General features: G+C 46.0%; 19 protein-coding genes. 1 reads left to right on the forward strand and 18 read right to left on the reverse strand.

The genetic code is table 11. The features are described from left to right. The first annotated feature begins 249 nt into the window (after positions 1-249). Positions 250-459, forward strand: a complete 210-nt coding sequence (locus C5I45_RS10975) for a hypothetical protein (protein ID WP_003154104.1) — start codon at positions 250-252, stop codon at positions 457-459. Between the two features lie 320 nt (positions 460-779). On the opposite strand, the gene mutL is transcribed toward C5I45_RS10975, so the two are convergent. From mutL to ymfI, 18 genes are all read right to left on the reverse strand, one after another. Continuing rightward, entirely contained in the window at positions 780-2657 is a 1878-nt protein-coding gene (gene mutL / locus C5I45_RS10980) for a DNA mismatch repair endonuclease MutL (RefSeq protein WP_003154106.1), read from the reverse strand. 15 nt (positions 2658-2672) lie between these two features. Next, complete coding sequence (gene mutS / locus C5I45_RS10985) at positions 2673-5258, reverse strand: DNA mismatch repair protein MutS (RefSeq protein ID WP_003154108.1); 2586 nt, start codon at positions 5256-5258, stop codon at positions 2673-2675. 118 nt (positions 5259-5376) lie between these two features. After that, positions 5377-5922 (reverse strand): outer spore coat protein CotE, encoded by a 546-nt coding sequence (gene cotE, locus C5I45_RS10990; RefSeq protein ID WP_003154111.1) that lies wholly within the window; start codon positions 5920-5922, stop codon positions 5377-5379. A gap of 252 nt (positions 5923-6174) precedes the next feature. Next, on the reverse strand, positions 6175-6606 hold the full coding sequence (locus C5I45_RS10995) for a regulatory iron-sulfur-containing complex subunit RicA (protein WP_003154113.1): 432 nt from the start codon (positions 6604-6606) through the stop codon (positions 6175-6177). Positions 6607-6608: 2 nt separating this feature from the next. Continuing rightward, on the reverse strand, positions 6609-8138 hold the full coding sequence (gene miaB, locus C5I45_RS11000) for a tRNA (N6-isopentenyl adenosine(37)-C2)-methylthiotransferase MiaB (RefSeq protein WP_003154116.1): 1530 nt from the start codon (positions 8136-8138) through the stop codon (positions 6609-6611). 142 nt (positions 8139-8280) lie between these two features. Next, positions 8281-9459, reverse strand: coding sequence for a glycine C-acetyltransferase (locus tag C5I45_RS11005; protein ID WP_095324086.1), 1179 nt, complete (start codon positions 9457-9459; stop codon positions 8281-8283). 12 nt (positions 9460-9471) lie between these two features. Next, complete coding sequence (tdh, locus tag C5I45_RS11010) at positions 9472-10518, reverse strand: L-threonine 3-dehydrogenase (RefSeq protein ID WP_024085310.1); 1047 nt, start codon at positions 10516-10518, stop codon at positions 9472-9474. Positions 10519-10776: 258 nt separating this feature from the next. Next, positions 10777-11037: a stage V sporulation protein SpoVS gene (gene spoVS, locus C5I45_RS11015; RefSeq protein ID WP_003154135.1), complete on the reverse strand. Its 261-nt coding sequence runs from the start codon at positions 11035-11037 to the stop codon at positions 10777-10779. 199 nt (positions 11038-11236) lie between these two features. After that, positions 11237-12031: a TIGR00282 family metallophosphoesterase gene (locus C5I45_RS11020; RefSeq protein WP_003154137.1), complete on the reverse strand. Its 795-nt coding sequence runs from the start codon at positions 12029-12031 to the stop codon at positions 11237-11239. A 60-nt stretch (positions 12032-12091) separates the two neighbouring features. Then, positions 12092-13651, reverse strand: a complete 1560-nt coding sequence (rny, locus tag C5I45_RS11025; RefSeq protein WP_003154140.1) for a ribonuclease Y — start codon at positions 13649-13651, stop codon at positions 12092-12094. A 292-nt stretch (positions 13652-13943) separates the two neighbouring features. Further along, a complete protein-coding gene (locus C5I45_RS11030) occupies positions 13944-15125 on the reverse strand; it encodes a serine hydrolase domain-containing protein (RefSeq protein WP_003154142.1) in 1182 nt (393 codons plus the stop codon). A gap of 166 nt (positions 15126-15291) precedes the next feature. Continuing rightward, on the reverse strand, positions 15292-16335 hold the full coding sequence (recA, locus tag C5I45_RS11035) for a recombinase RecA (protein ID WP_003154145.1): 1044 nt from the start codon (positions 16333-16335) through the stop codon (positions 15292-15294). 170 nt (positions 16336-16505) lie between these two features. After that, on the reverse strand, positions 16506-17756 hold the full coding sequence (locus C5I45_RS11040) for a competence/damage-inducible protein A (RefSeq protein ID WP_043867100.1): 1251 nt from the start codon (positions 17754-17756) through the stop codon (positions 16506-16508). Between the two features lie 17 nt (positions 17757-17773). Then, positions 17774-18355, reverse strand: coding sequence for a CDP-diacylglycerol--glycerol-3-phosphate 3-phosphatidyltransferase (gene pgsA / locus C5I45_RS11045; protein WP_003154147.1), 582 nt, complete (start codon positions 18353-18355; stop codon positions 17774-17776). 73 nt (positions 18356-18428) lie between these two features. Beyond that, positions 18429-19328, reverse strand: a complete 900-nt coding sequence (locus tag C5I45_RS11050; RefSeq protein WP_014305022.1) for a helix-turn-helix domain-containing protein — start codon at positions 19326-19328, stop codon at positions 18429-18431. A gap of 18 nt (positions 19329-19346) precedes the next feature. Beyond that, on the reverse strand, positions 19347-20138 hold the full coding sequence (locus C5I45_RS11055) for a DUF3388 domain-containing protein (RefSeq protein WP_003154149.1): 792 nt from the start codon (positions 20136-20138) through the stop codon (positions 19347-19349). 127 nt (positions 20139-20265) lie between these two features. Next, positions 20266-20523 carry a DUF3243 domain-containing protein gene (locus C5I45_RS11060; RefSeq protein WP_024085305.1) on the reverse strand — a complete coding sequence of 86 codons (258 nt, stop codon included), beginning with the start codon at positions 20521-20523 and terminating at the stop codon, positions 20266-20268. A 75-nt stretch (positions 20524-20598) separates the two neighbouring features. Next, a complete protein-coding gene (gene ymfI / locus C5I45_RS11065) occupies positions 20599-21327 on the reverse strand; it encodes an elongation factor P 5-aminopentanone reductase (RefSeq protein WP_025851235.1) in 729 nt (242 codons plus the stop codon). Positions 21328-21354 lie beyond the last annotated feature (27 nt).

The raw sequence follows: 21354 nt of genomic DNA on the forward strand, positions 1-21354 counted from the left end.
AAGCTGCTATGGGTGGAATCGGCGGTTTTGAAATAATTCTTAATATCATTGACAATTTTACTGGTGCAGTTGAAGATGCGTGCTATGCGGATGCTCTAAAAGTAACTGGTAACCAGGCTGCAACTTTGTGGGTTACTAAAACTCTTATGCTTTTCCTTTAAACGGGGCTATTGTTGGTGTTTAACAAATTTATCCTGTGTTAAGCTTTAAAGTGATTATTTTCTAAAGTGTTTAAGATCGGAGGTAACTATGGAAGATAAAAGTAATGCTGAACCGAGCCCGAAAGCTATAAGAATTCTAACTTACATCATTCCTATATTTTTAATAGGGCTTATCCTTGTTCTTAAGAATATTAACACCGCCGCAGCGGAAATTTCATTTTATATTGTTGCTGTCGGTGTGGTTCTTTTAGTGGTTTTCAGTTTGATCAAAAATAGAAAAAACCGCAGAAAGAACTAAATGTAAGGGGGACTAATTACTAGTCCCCCTTGACTAACTTGCGGATAGTATAACCCGCCAAATTCCAATTTTATTTAAATTCTTCCCCATCTCTTCCCTGTGACTTTGTAAAAGCAGGTACCCGCATACAGAGTATTCATCTTGTACTTAAGGGATCCTTCCCAAATAACTGGATGTTAAACAAATTATCTTCATGATTTACGGTATACCATGCAACAATTATGCCAGAACTCAAAAGTTATCTCTGAAAGGCTGGGTCATTCAAACTAGTAAGGCTGCTTGTGGGTAAATAACGGTTTAGTCTCACATAAACGTTGTTATTACATCACACGCTTAAACATCTTCTCCATCTCATACGTACTGTGGTGGATAATGATCGGCCGGCCGTGCGGGCATGTAAACGGGTCTGTCGTTCGGCGCAGGTCGTCCAAGAGCGCTTTGATTTCGTCGTTTCTCAAATGGCGGTTCGCTTTGATTGAGCCTTTGCAGCTCATCATAATGGCCGCTTCCTCCCGGAGTTTTTTAATATCGATCTGTTTGGCGTCAAGCACCTGCTGAATGATTTCTTCAATCAGTTCAGCTTCTTCCCCTTTTGGAAACCAGGCCGGATGGCAGCGGACGATGTAGCTGTTCGTGCCGAATGCTTCTAAAAATACTCCGACGCTTTCAAGCTCATGCTGATGCTGGTCAATGATCAGCGCTTCATTTGCCGCATAATGAAAGGTGAGCGGCACGATCATATCCTGCACTTCAGGCTCGACCTGCCCGACTTTCTCCCGGAAATATTCGTATTTAATCCGTTCTTGCGCCGCATGCTGGTCAATGATATACAAGCCGTTTTCGTTTTGGGCTAAAATATACGTCCCGTGCATTTGGCCGATCGGATACATCACCGGAACTCTTTCTTCCCGTATTTCTTCAGAGTCAGCCTCCTCTTCAGGCTCCGGAATATCGGAAACAGGCGCTTCCGTTACCGGCATGCCGAGCTCCGGCGGCACTCCGTGACCCGCTTCATCCGGCAGGGACTCTTCTTCTATGACCGGCTCCGGCTCTTTTACGACCGAACTCAGCTTCATCGGTGAGTAAGACGGCTCCGGCGTTTTTTCAGGAAGTTTCCGCTCAGGCGCGCTTTCCTCGAATGTCATAAATTGCTGTTCGTTTTTGGCCGGTGCCGGCGCTGTTTTTTTCGGGAGCTGGGCGCTCGGAATAAGCCGCTGCTTTTGAAACACTTCCTTTATCCCGTCACGGATCAGCTCATGCAGCTCCGTCTCTTTGCTGAGGCGGACTTCAAGCTTCGACGGATGGACATTGACATCGACCAAAATCGGGTCCATCGTAATTTCGATAAACGTAATCGGATGGCGGCCGATCGGCAGAAGTGTGTGATAGCCCTCATGCACCGCTTTTACAAGCGGGAAATTCTTAATGTACCTTCCGTTAATGACAGATGACATGTAGTTTCTGGATGCACGCGTGATTTCCGGAAGCGCGATGTAGCCCTTGACTTCAAAATCAAGCGAGCTGACATGGAGCGGTATCATTTTTTTCGCAACCGCCGTCCCGTAAATTGCGGCCAGCACATGGCGCACGTCCCCGTTACCGTTTGTCTGCAGCAGATTTTTCCCCTGATGGCGCAGACGGATGGATACTTCCGGATGCGCAAGAGCAATCCGGTTGACAACATCCGTAATATTGCCGAGCTCCGTATGCACGGTTTTCATATATTTCAATCTGGCGGGCGTATTGAAAAACAGGTTGGTAACGATAATCTCCGTTCCTTTTCTGCTGGAGGATTTCTGCTCAGAAATGATATTCCCGCCCTGAAGAATGAGATGGGTTCCCGCTCCCTCGCCGATGCTCGTTTTGATTTCCAGATGAGAAACAGACGCGATACTTGGCAAAGCTTCTCCGCGGAAACCGAGTGTTCTCACCCGGAACAGGTCGTTTTCATCTTTGATTTTGCTGGTCGCGTGGCGGCGGAAAGCCCGCTTGCAATCATCGGTTTCCATCCCTTCGCCGTTATCGAGCACCCGAATCGACGAAAGCCCCGCTTCCTCTATGTCGATTTCAATGACTGTGCTGTTTGCGTCGATGGCGTTTTCCACCAATTCTTTAACGACTGAGGCAGGCCGTTCGACCACCTCGCCGGCCGCTATTTTATTCGAAAGTTCATCTGACAGCTGGATGACTTTTGCCAAGTCCGTCACCTCTTTCTATTTTAATTTTTTTTGCAGCTTGTACATTTCATTCATCGCCTCAAGCGGCGTCATATCGAGAATATTGATTGACTTAAAAGCTTCAAGCACTTGTTTTTCTTTATTAGAAACCGCCGGTGCCTTCTGTTCTTTTTCACCGTCAGCAAAAAAGGACAGCTGTGCCGGTTCTTCTTTGACGGCGGGCTTTTTCTCAGGTGCCGCCGGAAGCTCCGGTTTATCTCCCGTCTGCTCAAGCTGTTTCAAAATCTCCTGCGCGCGGCTGATCAGATCGTCCGGGAGCTCCGCAAGCTGGGCGACATGAATGCCGTAACTTTTATCTGCGGCTCCTTCTTTGATTTGATGGAGAAACACGACCGTTCCGTTATATTCCTCTGCGCGCACATGAACGTTTTTCAGCTGAGGAAGCTTATCTTCAAGCACCGTCAGCTCATGATAATGCGTGCTGAACAGTGTTTTAGCGCCGATATGATCATGAACATATTCAATAATCGCCTGTGCCAGCGCCATTCCGTCGTACGTTGATGTCCCGCGGCCGATTTCATCAAACAGGATCAGGCTGTCTTTTGTGGCGTTCACAATTGCGTTTTTCGCTTCCAGCATTTCCACCATAAAGGTGCTTTGTCCGGAAATCAAATCATCCGCTGCCCCGATTCTCGTGAAGATTTGATCAAAAATCGGCAGAACCGCTTCTTTTGCGGGCACAAAACAGCCGATTTGGGCCATGATCGATAGAAGTGCGATCTGTCTCATGTACGTGCTTTTACCTGACATATTCGGACCCGTAATCAGGAGCATTTCCCGCGAATCACCCATCAGGCAGTTGTTCGGCACGTATTCTTGACTGTCCATCACCTTTTCAACGACGGGGTGTCTCCCTTCAATGACTTTTACTTCATTATCAGAAAAGACGGGCTTTGTGTAATGCCTGTTTTCACTGATCGTAGCAAAGCATTGCAGCGCATCCAGCTCACTCATTTGTTTGGCAAGACGCTGCAGACGCGGAATAAATTGTTTCACCTTTTCACGAAGACCGGCAAAAAGCTCATATTCCAGCTCGCAGATGTTGTTTTCCGCTTCTAAAATAAGCGCTTCTTTTTCCTTCAATTCCGGCGTAATGTACCGTTCGGCGTTTGTGAGGGTCTGCTTCCGCTCATACCGCCCGTCCTCAAGCAGATGAAGGTTTGCTTTTGTGACTTCAATATAATAGCCGAACACTTTATTGAAACCGACCTTTAATGAACGGATGCCCGTATAAGCGCGTTCCTGCTGCTCCAATCTGGCAATCCAGTCTTTACCGTTTTTGCTGGCGTCACGGTACTCATCGAGCTTCTGATGATAGCCGTCTTTAATTAAGTTGCCTTCTTTTAACGATAACGGCGGGTTTTCATGAAGGGCTTCTTCTAACAGGTCAAGCAAATCCCCGCACGGATCAATCAAGCCGGCGCGTTCTTTTGCTTTTTTATGGTTAAGAGATCCTACAAGCTCTTTAATGCTCGGCACTTGTTTTAAAGATTCTTTCAGCTGGATTAAATCTCTTGCGTTGACGTTTCCGAATGCGACCCTGCCCGCCAGACGTTCTAAATCGTATACTTCCTTCAGGCGCTCGCGCAGATCTTCACGCTCAAACAGATGATTGATCAGCGTCTCGACCATTTCCTGGCGTTCTTCGATTTGGGATGCCCTGATCAGCGGGCGGTCAATCCATTGTTTGAGAAGCCGGCCGCCCATTGCTGTTTTCGTCTCGTCTAAAAGCCAAAGCAATGACCCTTTTTTGCTTTTCGAACGGATCGTTTCCGTCAGCTCAAGATTCCGTTTTGAATACAGGTCAATTTTCATCGCTTCTTCCAATTCATATACTTGAACCGGCTGCAGATGATCCAGGCTCCGTTTTTGCGTTTTCTGCAAATACGTATATAAACGCATAAACGTCTCTGTCAGCTCTTCGCCCGGCAAGTGCTTTGCGATTTCAATGCGTTCTGTTATTTCCCCGTCTTCGATAGAAATCGTTGCGCCGCACCGTTCTTTCAGCTGAGCAGCCGTATGTTCGTTAAACTTGCTTGATACGACAATTTCCTTTGCGCCGACTGAGTAAATTTCTGACATGACATCTTCAATCCGCTCAATAAATACGGCCAGGTTTTCTCCGGTCGTTAAGTCTGATAAAGCGAGACCGTATCCGTTACGAAATTCGGAAACGGAAGCGATAAAGTTGTTTTCCGACTCATGGATGCCTTTTCCATCCATCACGGTTCCCGGGGTGATCAGCTGGACGACTTCTCTTTTTACAACGCCTTTAGCCGCCTTCGGATCTTCCGTCTGCTCACAGATCGCCACTTTATAGCCCTTTTTAATCAGCTGTTCAATATAAGCCGCCGCGGAATGATACGGCACGCCGCACATCGGAATTTTATCAGCCGAACCTCCGTCTCTGCTTGTCAGTGTAATTTCAAGCTCTTGCGACGCTTTTTTTGCATCTTCAAAAAACATTTCATAAAAGTCACCAAGCCGAAAAAATAAAAAGGCATCTTGGTGCTCTGCCTTTATCTTCAAGTATTGCTGTATCATAGGCGTGTAACTAGCCATCATTTAATCCCTCACTATGTATCTTCTCTTATCCGAATCCCATTATAACATAAACAAAAGAGTGATATCTTTATATATAAAAAAGAGACTCGGGGTGTTAAACTCCCCTAGCCTCAACTTATTCTTCAGGATCTCCGACTAAAAATTCAGGGTTAATGTCCTCTAATTCTTCGTCAAGATCGTCTTCCCAATCATCATCATCGTCTTCTTCCCAGTCAGGATTGACTTCGACGACGACTTTCGTTTCACCGACCACTTCTGCTAAAAATTCCCTCTCTGCCTGAACCACGATTTTATTTCCGTTAGGAGAAATGGTGACTTCAAGACAATTCGGCTGCTGCAGCACTTTGGCAATGACTTCGTGTTCGTCATCTAAGTAATTTGTATCTCTGTATCTGAGTTTAATCACATCGACATACTTTACTCTCTCGGTTACAACTTCCGTTTTTGTATTATCGGCGTAAGAGTACCAGACGTTTATATCATAATACCCTTCAATTTCTACAGTCTTCCCGATCTTTTCGGCATCGTACTTGTGGTTGATAATCCAGCCGCCCAGTATACTTGACGGTTTTTCTCCAGGCGAGATCGTGTTGGTGCATTGGGTGAATTTTCTTCCTTTCGCAACTACCGCTTTCGTAATAATTTCCCTGTATTCAGACATTCCGGCAGGCCTCCTTGTTCTTCTTCGTGTTATCTTATGCTGGGCATTTGTCTCATGTGCATTTTTATAATAAAAATATAAAAATACAAAGTTTCTGTTTCATTGTATGCAGCCCTGCCCAGAAACTTTACTTTTAAGTATGATAAAACTTTCCAGTAAAAATAGGACAAAACGTTGAGACAATGAAAATTTAGTACATATTACAATTAGTTCTCAAACAGAAAAAAACACGGGCCGATGAAGGCCCCGTGTTTAAATAGAACAGCTGTTATTCGAATGTTTTACTTTTGAACCGGTTTCTCCCGTCAGCAGGTTGCCTCCGGTAGATGTAATAATTTCGTTTGTCACCTGATTTGAGATCGTATGTGCGACAAGCTGAAGAAGGTCATTGACCTCAATCTGGGAATCTCTGAATTCCTGAATGATCGGAATCCCTTCAAGCTCTTCCTGCAGGGCGTCAATTTTACTTTCCACTTGTTTCAGCGCTTCAAGCTTTTCGTAGTGCTTCAGGTTAACGGCTTGCTTTTGCAGGGTTTTAATCTGATTAATAATCGCAGAGACTTTTTCATTTTCGTTAATCTGCGCCTCGGCGCGTTTGAAAAAATCAACTTCTTCTGTTTCAGAAATCATTTTCGCAAGGTTCCTAGCCTGCTGTACAATGTCTTTCTTTGAGTAAAGCGTCATTATTATTTCACCTCGATTGCTTCTCCTGCCATCACACCGTCAAGCGACCATGTTTTCGCCTGTTCGATTTTGACGCGTACAATCTTGCCGATGGCGTCTTTCGGCCCTTTGAAGTTGACGAGCTTGCTTTTTTCCGTATAGCCGGCAAGAATGTCAGGGTTATTTTTGCTTTCTCCCTCAACTAATACTTCGACAGTCCTGCCTTCATATTCCTTCATTTTTTTGGCTGAAATTTCTTTCACCAAATCATTAAGGCGCTGAAGACGTTCTTTCTTGACCCTCATCGGAACATTGTCTTTCATCTTCGCTGCCGGCGTGCCTTCACGAGGAGAGTAAATAAACGTATATGCGCTGTCAAATTCCACTTCGCGATATAACGAAAGCGTTTCTTCAAATTGTTCATCCGTTTCATTCGGAAAACCGACAATAATATCGGTCGTCAGTGAAGCGTTCGGCATCGCCGCTTTAATTTTTCCGACAAGCTCCAGATAGCGTTCTCGGTCATATTTACGGGCCATCATTTTTAACATCGCTGAGCTTCCTGATTGAACCGGAAGATGGATATGGTCTAAAAGGTTGCCGCCTTTGGCGAGCACTTCGATCAGATGATCATCAAAGTCACGCGGATGACTCGTCGTGAATCGGATTCTCGGAATATCAATTTTACGCAGTTCGTCCATTAAATCACCGAGACCGTACGTCATATCCTCAAAATCTTTTCCGTACGCATTCACGTTTTGACCGAGCAGCGTGATTTCTTTATAGCCTTCGCTTGCAAGTCTTCTGACTTCCTGGATAATTTCCTCAGGACGGCGGCTTCGTTCTTTTCCGCGGGTATACGGTACGATGCAGTATGTGCAGAACTTGTCGCAGCCGTACATAATGTTGACCCAGCCTTTAATTTTTCCGTTGCGGACTTTCGGAAGGTTCTCAATGACATCCCCTTCCTTCGACCACACTTCAATGACCATCTCTTTTGATAAATATGCCTCTGATAACAGTTCCGGCAGACGGTGAATGTTGTGCGTGCCGAAAATCATATCGACAAACGGGTGCTTTTTAAGGATGCGGTTTACGACTGATTCTTCCTGTGACATGCAGCCGCAGACGCCGAGAATCAAGTCCGGGTTGTTTTTTTTAAGCGCCTTTAAATGGCCGAGCTCTCCGAACACTTTGTTTTCAGCGTTTTCCCGGATGGCGCAAGTGTTTAATAAAATAACGTTCGCGTCATCAACCGAATTTGTCGCTTCATAACCGAGCGCCATAAAAATACCCGCCATGACTTCCGTATCATGCTCGTTCATTTGGCATCCGTACGTGCGGATATAAAATTTCCTGCCTTCACCAAGGCCTTTAAATTCTTCAGAGATTTTAAAATCGTTATGATATTGAACGGATTCTTTGCCCCGTTTTTTCGCATCTTTTAAAGAAGGCGGAATATATACGGCTTCAAAATACTTGCTGTAATCCTTTTCGGATTTTTTGTCCGCCGGATTCACTTGTCCGCTTTCCTGCTTTTGCTTTTCATTCATGTTCGAATGTCTCCTTTCAACCGAAACTTCCACCCTCAAGTATACTGGTTAAAAGCGTTTGGCACAACCGCCAGCCTATTATTGTACACCTTATTGAGAATAAGAATCAATAAGAAATAAAAAAGAGGGAATCATTTCCCCCTTACACAAGCTGAAGCTCTTTTGCGGCTGAACGGATTACTTCCAGGGCCCGGTCAAGCTCCTCTTTTGTATGCTCCGCCGTAATAATGGTGCGGATTCTCGCTTTTCCTTGGGCGACCGTCGGATACACGATGCTTTGTGCAAACACGCCGCGGGTCAATAAAAGGTCTGATAATGCCTGGGCTTTTTCTTCCTCCCCTATTAATATCGGCACGATCGGTGTTTCGCTTTTTGTGAGGGTCAGCCCCATTTGAACCAGTTTGTCTTTGAAATACGCCGTGTTCTCCCATAGCTTTTCCATATGCTCAGGCTCTTCCAGCAGGACGTCAATGGCTTCTATGCATGCGGCCGTTACTGCAGGCGGATGAGAAGTGCTGAATAAGAAAGGACGCCCTTTATGGCGCAGGTAATCGATCAGAACCTGCGGCCCTGCGGCGTAACCGCCAAGCACTCCGATGGCTTTGCTTAATGTGCCCACCTGTATGTGGACTCTTCCATCAAGCCCGAAGTGATTAACCGTCCCCCTTCCGTTTTTTCCGAGTACGCCGGAAGCATGCGCATCGTCGACCATCACAAAGGCATCGTACGCCTCGGCAAGTTTGACGATGTCAGGCAAAGGAGCGATGTTGCCGTCCATTGAGAATACGCCGTCGGTGACGATCAGGCGCATGCGGTAATTCATTGATTTTTTCAGCACCCTTTCCAAATCGTCCATATCAACATGGCGGTACACCTTTTTATCTGCTTTTGTCAGCCTGATCCCGTCAATAATGGAAGCATGGTTCAGTTCGTCAGAGATCACGATATCTTCTTTTGTAAGAATGCTTGATAAGACGCCCTGATTCGTTGTGAACCCCGATTGAAAAACAAGTGCCGCTTCTGTTTTTTTAAAGGTTGCCAATTTTTTCTCCAGCTCATTGTGCATTGTGAATGTTCCGGCGATTGTACGGACGGACCCCGTACCCGCTCCGAATTCTTCCGCGGCGCGTTTGGCCGCTTCGACAAGTCTCGGATGCGACGTCAAACCGAGATAATTGTTCGATGAAAGCTGTATCACGTTTTCCCCTTTGACTTCCACCGACGGACCCTGCTTCGTTTCAATTTGTTTCATTTGCTGCCACGTTTTATTTTCTTTCATTTTATCAAGCTCTGCTTTTAGAAATTCAAATTCTTTCATTATAGAACCCTCCCCTTATGGAATCAAAATGACTTTGCCGCACTGTCCCTTTCTCATCAGGTCAAACCCTTTTTCAAAGTCTTCAAGCGGAAACTGATGCGTGATCACCGGCGTCAGATCAACAAGGCCGGATTCAAGCAGGTGCGATACCTGCCGCCATGTTTCAAACATTTTTCTGCCTGTGATGCCTTGGACGGTAAGTCCTTTAAACACCACGTCATTTGTCAGGTCAACCGTCACCGGACGTTCCGGCAGACTCAGCATGTGGAACCTCCCCCCGTTGGCCGCCATCTTTAATCCTTGTGTTATGGCTGCCGGGTGGCCTGACATTTCGCAGACAAGGTCGATCCCTTCTCCGCCTGTTAAGGTGTCGATCACCTCAAGCGGATCTTCCTCGTCAGCTGAAATGGTGATCGCAGCTCCCAATTTCTTCGCAAGAGCCAGCCTGTAATCATTTTTATCAATGGCCGCAATACGGGATGCACCGGCCGCTTTAGCCACCGCCACCGCCATCAGCCCGATCGGTCCGCAGCCGATAATTGCAGCGGAACCGCCCGCAAGCCCGCTGCTTTCCAGCACCGTATGCACCGCGTTGCCAAGCGGCTCTTGAACAGAGGCAACGGCGGGGTCCATATCAGCGGGGTTTTTCCAAACATTTCGGGCCGGCACTTTGACATATTCAGCGAAGGAGCCGGCTGTATCTACGCCGAGGATCTTTGTATGGGTGCACACATGATGTTTTCCTGTTAAACACGGGACACAAGTACCGCAGACGAAGTGGGTTTCAGCCGAAACGTAGTCACCTATTTTGACATTTGTGACGTGCTTGCCCGTTTCCGCTACGATACCGCTGAATTCATGTCCGAATACTTGAGGTGTTTTGATTCGTTTCTGCGCCCATTGATCCCAATTATAAATATGCACATCTGTACCGCATATAGATGCGGCCTGTACTTTAATGAGAACTTCATTCTCATTAATGGAAGGTATGGGAATTTCTTTCAGTGTTGCTCCGAAAGCGTTTTCATTTTTAACGATAGCTTTCATCTTTCCTCCCAACATGTACACTCCTCCTCGAAAAAACACTGTAATAACTGGATTGTAACATGAGATAAAAAGGAGGTAAACACCAGTGTCCACTCGAGGAAAACAACTGCTTCCGTCCGGGAAAATGGGCGGGATTTTTTTTGAATATTATATGAATAAAGCCATTTATCATCTCTTCGTACTATCAATATAATATTGTGAGAAAATATGACAGCAATAAAAACAACCTGCTCGCCTTACGCAAGCAGGTTGAGAATGTACATGTTTTTGTTTTTAACGGGGTTCGACGATTAACTTAATCGCCGTTCTTTCTTCTCCGTCAATCTGTATATCTGTAAAAGCCGGAATACAAATCAAATCTACGCCGCTTGGCGCGACAAAGCCTCTGGCAATCGCAACCGCTTTAACAGCCTGGTTTAAGGCACCCGCCCCAATTGCTTGAATTTCGGCGGCTCCGCGTTCCCTCAATACGCCGGCAAGCGCGCCTGCTACTGAATTTGGACTTGATTTTGCTGAAACTTTTAAGATTTCCATTTCTGCTCCCCCTTAGTTTTACAATGGATAAGTGAGTGTTCATTAGAACAATCATTATTAGATGTTGCTATCCAAAAAGCCATCCCCACAATGCTTTTCAAAAATAGCGGGCTACCTTCCATTTCTACTATATTCACTAAGAAGTTGCTATATTCCTGCTTTTCCTTTTAATATTTTTATAAAATAAACACATGATCACCTATTCAAAGAACATATGGTCATCATTGATTAATATCCGTTCGATATTTACGGCCTTTTTCGTTTGATCGTCGATGTCAATGAGCACTCCGCTCAGCGTAGTTTTACCTTCCGCCACCGTAAACCGGACGGGAAGATTGGTTTTAAACCGCTTGATGACCGTTTCTCTGTCCATACCGAGAATTCCGTCGTACGGACCCGTCATGCCTACATCAGTAATATATGCCGTTCCTTTCGGCAAAATGCGGTTATCTGCCGTTTGCACGTGTGTATGGGTGCCTACCACGGCAGAGGCTCTTCCGTCTGTATACCAGCCGATCGCAATTTTTTCGCTTGTCGCTTCCGCGTGAAAATCAATAAAAATGTACGGTGTGCGCTTTTTCGCTTCTTCTATTAATTCATCCGCTTTAGCAAACGGATCATCAAGCGGCGGAAGAAACGTCCGCCCCTGTAAATTAATGACGGCAAGCTCTTTTCCGTTCGATTTAATATAAGTAATGCCTTTGCCCGGCGTACCTTCCGGGAAATTCGCCGGCCGGACAAGATGCGGCACATCATCAATAAAGTCGAAGATCTCTCTTTTATCCCACGTATGGTTTCCCATTGTAATGGCGTCGGCTCCCGCTTCCATCAGGCTGTGGTAGATCTTTTCCGTCAGTCCTTTTCCGTGTGCTGCATTTTCTCCGTTAATAATTGTAAAATGCGGTTTATGTTTCGCTTTCAGTTTCGGGACATATTCTTTTACCATGTCGCGGCCCGGGGAACCGACAACATCTCCGATAAATAAAATTCTCATACATTCCATTCCTTCCTTTTCAGGGACTCAAAAAAATAAAGTGATGCGCTAAGCATCACTTTATTTTGCATACTCTACGGCTCGAGTTTCTCTGATCACGGTCACTTTAATGTGTCCCGGATAATCAAGCTCGTCCTCAATTCGTTTACGGATATCACGCGCCAAACGATGGGCTTCTAAATCATTAATGGAGTCCGGCTTCACCATGATGCGAACTTCACGGCCGGCCTGAATCGCAAATGATTTTTCAACACCTTCGTAAGACTCGGAGATTTCTTCAAGCTTTTCAAGTCTGCGGATATAGTTTTCGAGCGTTTCACTTCTCGCGCCCGGTCTTGCGGCTGACAGTGCATCAGCGGCAGCGACCAGAACGGCGATAATGGAAGTCGGCTCTTCGTCTCCATGGTGTGACGCAATACTGTTAATGACGACTGGATGCTCTTTATATTTGGTCGCAAGCTCCACTCCGATTTCCACGTGGCTTCCTTCCACTTCATGGTCAATTGCTTTTCCGATGTCATGCAGAAGACCGGCCCGCTTGGCAAGCTTTGCATCTTCTCCAAGCTCGGAAGCCATTAAACCGGCTAAAAACGCAACTTCCATAGAATGTTTCAGTACGTTCTGCCCGTAGCTTGTACGGAATTTCAACCGGCCGAGGATCTTGATCAGATCCGGGTGAAGTCCGTGAACGCCGACTTCAAACGTCGTCTGCTCACCCATTTCCCGGATATAGTCATCAACCTCACGGCGGGATTTTTCAACCATTTCTTCAATTCGCGCCGGATGAATACGGCCATCCTGAACGAGTTTATCAAGAGCGATTCTTGCCGTCTCCCGTCTGATCGGATCAAATCCGGAAAGAATGACTGCTTCAGGTGTGTCATCAATAATCAGGTCAATACCTGTAAGCGTTTCAAGCGTACGAATATTACGCCCTTCACGGCCGATGATACGTCCTTTCATCTCATCATTCGGAAGATTGACGACCGATACCGTCGTTTCGGCAACATGATCTGCTGCACAGCGCTGCAAAGCAAGCGACAGAATGTTTTTCGCCTTTTTATCTGCCTCTTCTTTCGCACGGTTTTCGGTTTCTTTTGTCATGATGGCGATGTCATGTGAAAGCTCATTTTCAACCCGGTCAAGAATGATTTGTTTCGCTTCATCCCGTGTCAGGCTCGAAATGCGTTCGAGTTCTGACTGCTGCATACGAATCATCTCATCCACTTTGCTTTCCATCTCTTCAATATGTTGTTGTCGTTCATTCAGAGAATGATCTTTCTTCTCCAACATCGCTTCCCGTTTATCAATTCCTTCATGTTTACGGTCAAGATTTTCTTCTTTTTGAAGTAAACGGTTTTCTTGTTTTTGAAGCTCATTTCGTCTTTCACGAACTTCCTGTTCAGCATCTATTCGAAGTGTATGGATTTCGTCCTTTGCTTCAAGCAGAGCTTCTTTTTTCAGTGCTTCAGCATCACGCTTTGCATCTTCAAGGATTTGCTCGGCAGCACCGCGTGCGCCCGCAATCTTTGCTTCGGCAATGGTTTTACGAACATAGTAGCCAACAACTAAACCGAGCAGAGTCAGCAAAATGGAGATGAGAACCGTCATTGGGGTCATACTTTCACCTCCTCTTGCTATGAACTTGGTTTTTGCTTAAATAAGTGCCGGCATGTACATTGTCTGATTTTCTCAACATACAGAACCTTCACAGGGAATGAGTCTCTCATGCCCTTGTCAAGTTTAAATGGTTTAACAATCATGTTAAAAAAACAAATGTTACAACTTCATTGTAATTGTGTCGGAAATACTTGTCAAGCTTGCCAGCTTAACGATTCGCCTTCAGCTCGGATCGCCGCCCATGTATATATCATACCATACCTTCATCCGCTTTTCGTGAATGACGGCTCTGTCAGTCCGCCTGGTTAAGCAATTGGTAAATTCTATTGTTTACCTGTCCTAATTTGGCGTTATTCTGAATGTTTGACAGTAATATGACATATTTGCTTGCCGAATGGCTGAAACTGTTTAAAATGTTGTAACCGGGCATAACACCGTGATTGGAATAGCTGCCCGGATCAATGTAAAACCCCATCCCGTAAGCGGCACTGCTTCCTGCTGTAAACATTTTTGTGAAGCTTTCTTTTGAAAGGAGCGTGCCGTTTACGATCGCTTTATCAAATTTATAGAGATCTTCAGCGCTCATATACATGTCGCCCGCCCCGTAAAGCTGCGATAAGTCCAAAAGGTGCGGCGTTACAAGACTGCCGCTCTCATCGACTTTGTAGCCGACGGCAGGATATTTGGCTTCAGCAAATGTTTTGTAAAATCCGGCATGCTTCATTCCGGCCGGTTTGAACACGTGTTCTTTTATATATTGTTCATAAGACTCCCCGCTGACCTGAGATACGATATAAGCAAGCACTGAATAGTTGGAATCCCTGTAATCCCAAACCCCGGGCTGCCTTTTAATTCCGCGGTATTCTATATCCTTGATTAAATCAATTGGAGAAATCGGTCCCCGACCCTCAATATGCCCGTTTATGCCGGACGTATGATTGAGCAGGTTTTTCAATGTGATGCGCGTGCCGTTAGGAAAATTCGGCAAGTATGTACTGACGGGGTCACTCGTCTGCAGCAGCCCTTTTTCTTCAAGCTGCAGGACAGCCGTCGCGATTAACGCTTTTTGTGAAGAACCGATATAATATGATGTCTCCGGATTGTTTTTAATTTTTTGTTTTCGGTCTGCATAGCCAAAGCCTTTTTTCAGCACAACTTTTCCATCTTTTACGATCATTGCTGTGCCGCTGAACCCGATCTGTTGCAAGTAATTGCTGATCTGTTTATTGTGATCGATTGATTTAGGTGTTTTCTCTTTTTGCGTCTTTTCTTTTTTCTGTTGAGTCTGGTCTTTTGAAGTATCAGATTGAGCGGCGGGAGCGTTTTTAACGGATTCCTTCTCCCGATGATGCGCTGTGACGGTCCAGATCATAATAAAAACAGTGACAAGCAGCAGAAAAAGAAACAGCCCTCCCGTTTTCATCAGCTTCTTCTTTCTTTTTTTATTTATTCTTGTGCGGCGGGGGCTCGTCATCTTTTTTCCTCCTCAGATATAATTTCAACTTTCGCCATGATGTTAGACGAGTGAAGGGTGAAAAAAGTTGTAACATTCCAGATAAAATTTTCCGAAACAGCCAGTGTTTTTTGAAACACACAAAAAAAGAGCGGAAATTGCTTACTCCGCTCTTTTGATCGTGTTTTTATTCTTCTAATTCCATCTCTTCCTGAACTTCTTCCGCTTTGTCCGTTACACCGTTATTGTCTAAACCGTAATATTCACGGATTTGTTCCTGAATCATCAGCATGATGTCTTTATTTTCTTTTAAGAACTGCTTGGCGTTTTCACGGCCCTGACCGAGGCGTTCTTCTTCATAAGAATACCACGAACCGCTTTTTTGCACGATATCCAGTTCAGTTCCAAGGTCGATGATTTCCCCTTCTTTGGAGATTCCTTCACCGTACATAATGTCCACTTCAGCCGTACGGAACGGAGGAGCGACTTTGTTTTTTACGACTTTAATTCTCGTTTTATTCCCCATGACGTCGTTACCCTGCTTTAATTGCTCGGCACGGCGCACTTCAAGGCGCACGGAAGAATAGAATTTCAGCGCGCGGCCGCCCGGTGTCGTCTCCGGATTTCCAAACATAACGCCGACTTTTTCACGAATCTGGTTAATAAAGATTGCGATTGTTTTAGATTTATTGATGGCGCCGGAAAGCTTACGGAGCGCCTGAGACATAAGACGCGCCTGTAAACCGACGTGTGAATCACCCATGTCACCTTCAATTTCAGCTTTTGGAACAAGCGCCGCAACAGAGTCAACGACTACGATATCAACAGCTCCGCTTCGCACCAGCGCTTCAGCAATCTCAAGCGCCTGCTCTCCCGTATCCGGCTGAGAAAGCAGAAGCTCTTCGATATTGACACCGAGCTTTTGCGCGTAAACAGGATCAAGAGCATGCTCAGCATCAATAAATGCGGCCTGTCCGCCTTTTTCCTGAACCTCAGCGATTGCGTGAAGCGCTACAGTCGTTTTACCTGAACTTTCAGGTCCGTATACTTCAATAATCCGTCCGCGCGGGTATCCGCCTATTCCGAGAGCGGTATCAAGTGCAAGGGAGCCGCTTGGCACCGTTGAAATTCTTGTATCCGTTTTTTCTCCGAGCTTCATGATGGAACCTTTGCCGAATTGTTTTTCTATTTGCTTAAGAGCCATATCTAAGGCTGCCTGACGATCACTCATTTATTTTTTCCTCCTTTATCTTGCCACTACATATACTATACCTTGTTTACTGACATTTGCCAAGAAAAAAGCGAACGCATATTCGGATTTTTTCCGCGTTCGCTTTTCTGCAAAAGAGCATAATTTCCCTTATAAAACTTAAAAATCAGAGAAAACGGCTCTTTAAAACTTTATTTTTGATCCAGCATTTTTAAAATGAGATGGCAGCCGTATTTAGCGGCGCGCTTTCTGATTCCGGTTCTTGAGCCGGCAAAGTGAAATTCGTGCACCTCTTCTTTTCCTTCCGCTGAAATGCCGATAAAGACGCGGCCCGGCGCATGCCCTTCCTGCGGGTCGGGACCCGCAACCCCGGTAAAGCTGATGCCGATATCGCTTCCGGTCAGCTTTCTCACACCGGCTGCAAGCTCTTTCGCACACTCTTTGCTGACCGCTCCGCTTTCTGCGAGCGTCTCAGCTTTCACGCCGAGCACATGCTGTTTCACGCTGTCGGAATAGCAGACAACGCCCCCTGCAAATAGTTGAGACGCACCGCTTAAATCAGTCACCCACTCTGAAAACAGGCCGCCTGTAAAGCTTTCGGCAGAAGAAATCGTGATTTTGTTTTGTCTGCATGCTTTTGAAAGCTCCTTCACCAGGGACGTATCATCATATCCGTAGAAAAATTCACCGACACGTTCTAAAATGGCGGCTTCCGTTTCTTTTAAAAGCCGTTCTGTTTCTTTTTCGTCAGCATGTTTCGCCGTTAAACGCAGCGTGACCTCGCCGTCAGCAGCAAGCGGCGCAATCGTCGGATTCGTCTGCGCGTCAATGATATCTTCTAAATCAGCTTCAAGCTGGGATTCACCGATTCCGAAAAAACGCAGCACGGTTGAAACGATTTTCTCATTAGAACCGAGCTTTTTAAGAAGCAGCGGCTTCGCTTCATTTTCAAACATCGGACGCAGCTCGCTCGGCGGTCCGGGAAGCAGCATATAAAGCCTTGAGCCGTGCTCTGCAAGCATTCCCGGCGCCATGCCGAAATGATTCGCCAAAACGTCCGAGCCCTCAATGACGAGCGCCTGTTTGCGGTTATTCGGCGACATGGTCCGTTTTGTTTTCGCGAAATATTCTTCGATCGACCGGAACGCTTCGTCATTCAGAACGAGCGGGCGCCCCAGTGTGTTTGCAATGGTTTCTTTCGTTAAATCGTCCTTGGTCGGTCCGAGGCCGCCTGAAAAAATAATCAGATCTGAGCGCTCTTCGGCAATGCGGATGACTTGCTTAAGCCGCTCCGGATTGTCACCGACAGCGGTATGGTAAAACACGTTTACACCGATTTCCGCCAGCTCTTTACTGATAAACTGCGCGTTCGTATTGGCGATCTGGCCGAGCAGAAGCTCCGAGCCGACCGCAATGATTTCTGCTTTTTTTGCTATTTCCATCTTTAAGTCCTTCTTCCTTAGTTAGATGTTTTTAACGCATCCCAGTTCTTCGCAAAATAATCCCAGCCGGAAATGACTGTGAAGAGCACGGCCACCCATAAAGCGATATCGCCGAACGGGAAAGAAACGAGCTCAAACGGAAGATTATGCAGCAAAAGCGCGGCAACAGCGATGATCTGGGCCCATGTTTTAATTTTCCCCAGCATATTGGCGGCTACAACTTCCCCCGTTCCCGCCAGCACAAGTCTTAATCCCGTTACGGCAAATTCGCGGCTGATGATGATGATGACCATCCACGCCGGCGCAAGGTCAAATTGCACAAGCGTAATTAATGCCGCGGACACCAGCAGTTTGTCAGCCAGCGGATCTAAAAATTTCCCGAAGTTTGTCACGAGGTTCAGTTTTCTGGCGTAGTAGCCATCCACCCAGTCAGTCGTTGATGCGATAATGAATAAAACAGCTCCCGTAAGATGCGCGACCGGAATCGATTCATCCCCTATATGAACGCTGCCCCAATGAAAAGGAACAAGCATGATAATCATAAATACAGGAATTAAAGCGATTCTTGCCAGTGTGATTTTATTCGGTAAGTTAAACATAAAGCCCCTCCAATAATATGTACTCGGACGTGAAGAAAAAGTCATCTTAATCGTTCAGATGACTTTTCCCCTTTTATTTTTTCATCTTGATTGTGATGGTCTGCGCCATCACATCATGCGGATTGAGTTCATAGGACAGAACCTCTCCGTTGATTTTAATTTTCAGGTTAGGGGCATAGCCCGTGCGGATTTCAATCTGCTTTTGATCCGTGACGTCTTTTTTAAAGGTTTCGCCTTTTTGCAGCGTTCCTTCTTTTAAAGAACCGCCGCTGTCATCACGAACGCGGATCCACGCGCTGTCAGAAGCAATCAGTTCAAGCTTATACTTATCTGCCCCGGAGACGTTGTATGAAGAAGCCGAGCCTTCCGTTCCGGCCGCTTTGATCTCCGTCTTTTCACTGCTTTTTTCTTTCTTTTTCTGCTCTGACGCTTTTGTGTCTTTTTTGTCTTTTTTGCTGTCAGATTGCGCTTCGTCGTTTGTATTGCCGTCGTTTTTCAGCGCAGAATCCTTAGGAATCTCATACTTGCTCTCACTTTGGGTGACGGTCTTATCTCCGTCTGTCTGCCCGGATTTGCTCATTCCGAACTGAATAATCGCATAAATGATCGCGATGACGATAATGACACCGATGACGACAAGGACGGTCGGAAGCCATTCCGCCGCCTTTGAAGCGGACTTAGGAAGCTCCCTTTGCATGGCGAGACCGGAGATTTTTTCCGACACATCGTCATGGTACGTGTTAGGGATGTCTTTTTTATATTCTTCAAATAACTGATCTGAATCAAGCCCGACAGCTTCAGCGTACTGCTTGATAAACGCCCGCACATAAAAATTGCCGGGAATGACGTCATAATTGCCTTCTTCCAGAGCGGTTAAGTATCTTTTCTGAATTTTCGTCGCCGCCTGGAGTTCATCCAATGACATCCCTTTTTCCTCTCTGGCTTCTTTAAGCCGGATTGCTAATTCTGTCACAACAAACACCTTCCAATATTAAAAATCAAAGCTTGAAAAACCGGTCTGGTCAAACATTTGCGGTTCTTCTGCATGTTCATATGTAATGACTTCGTCAGGATCATTTCTGAGTTCGATAATATAATCGAAGTCATCGAGCGTATACTCCGAATTTTGAACAAAAATATCGGGGTGCTCCACGACCTTTGTCGCCGGAAGCCGCATAATTTCACTGACGAGCTGAAGATGGCGCTCAGATCCCCGTCTTGTCGAAACGATGCCGTCGAGGATAAACACGTTTTCCGTGCTGTATTCATCGGCAACCAGCTGGCTCCGGATCGTTTGTTTTAGCAGCGTTGATGATACGAAAAGCCATCTTTTGCTGGCACAAACGCTTGACGCAACGATGGACTCCGTTTTTCCGACCCTCGGCATTCCGCGGATTCCGATCAGTTTGTGCCCTTCTTTTTTAAACAGCTCGGCCATAAAGTCAACCAGAAGACCGAGCTCGTCCCTTTCAAAACGGAAGGTTTTTTTGTCATCGGCATCACGCTGAATGTATCTTCCGTGGCGGACTGCAAGACGGTCGCGAAGCCTCGGTTCTCTCAGCTTCGTTACTTTAATGGTCTCCATTGTTTTTAAAATTGATTCCAATCGTTTAATTTGATCTATATGCCGGCATCTGAGCAGCATTCCCCTTCTGGAAAGGTCGACACCGTTAATTGTGACAATATTAATTGACAGCATCCCGAGAAGAGATGAAATATCCCCGAGCAGGCCGGGGCGGTTCACTTGAATTTCATATTCAAAATACCATTCGAGCTTTGCCAAATGATATACCCCCTCCATTGTGGCAAATTTTTACCTTCCTTTATCATAAAACATTTTTCTCTAATTAGAAAGAAGAATGTTGCTCTATAGAGGAAAACATAAAAAAAGAGAGGAGAAATCCCCCCTCTTAATGAGTGCTGTTATTTTCAACAAGCTTCACCATCATATTTGCGATGGCGCGCTGTTCATCTTGAGAAGCAACGCTCCAAAGATCAGCAAGCACTTTTTCCTGATGGTTTTTCGAGTCGACTTCGTTCGCAAGGTAACCGCCGATTTCTGTAGCGAGGTCAGTGATCGTTTCATCACTCATCCCTTTTTCCTGCGCATAGTTCAATCTGTCGCCAAGGAAATTCTTCCAATTATCCCAGTTTTCTAATACTGACATGTTGGGTTCCTCCATTTCATCTGTTGTTACAAAATTATTTTGTCCGTGCAGATGCAAACTATACACACATTTTTTTCAGCAGTGCCAGCCGCCGTTTACGGATAATATATGCCCCGTAATATAGGAAGCCTTGTCCGATAATAAAAAGGCCGCCGCTTCGGCGATTTCCTCCGGCTTCGCCAGCCGGCCCGCGGGAATTTCCTCTGCCAACGCTTCTTTTTCATCAGACGTGAACTGATCAAGCATATTTGTATCAACGGCACCCGGCGAGACCGCATTCACGCGGACGCCGCTCGGAGCGAGCTCTTTGGCAAGCGCTTTGACGAACGAATGCTGCGCTCCTTTGACCATGCTGTATAATACCTCGCACGATGCACCTGTTTCTCCCCAGACGGAACCGATCGCGACAATGCCCCCGCTTTTTTTCCGGATCATGCCGGGCACCAGATTACGCGCCAAAAGAAACGGACTCGTCACATGCAGCTGCACCATCTCCCGCGCCGTGTCATCCGTAACGTCCGTAATCAGGCCGAAATGACTTTTGCCGCTGTTTAATATCAGAGCGTCCACAGGCTGCTTAACGGAACGGCTGAGTGTCTCCGCGCCATCCGGTGAGGACAGATCAGCCTGGATAGCGGAGGCTTTTACGCCGAATGATGCGCTCAGCCTTTCCGCAAGCCTGTGTGCGGCTTCCTTATTAGAATGATAATGCAAAAGGACGTCATATCCGTTTTTTGCGAGGACTTCACTTATACTTTGTCCGATTCCGCCGCTTGCTCCGGTTACGAGCGCTGTCTGTTTCATCAATCAATACTCCTTCTTTCCCCAGAA

The organism is Bacillus sp. ZY-1-1, from assembly GCF_003047165.1.
Taxonomy (GTDB): Bacteria; Bacillota; Bacilli; order Bacillales; family Bacillaceae; genus Bacillus; species Bacillus velezensis.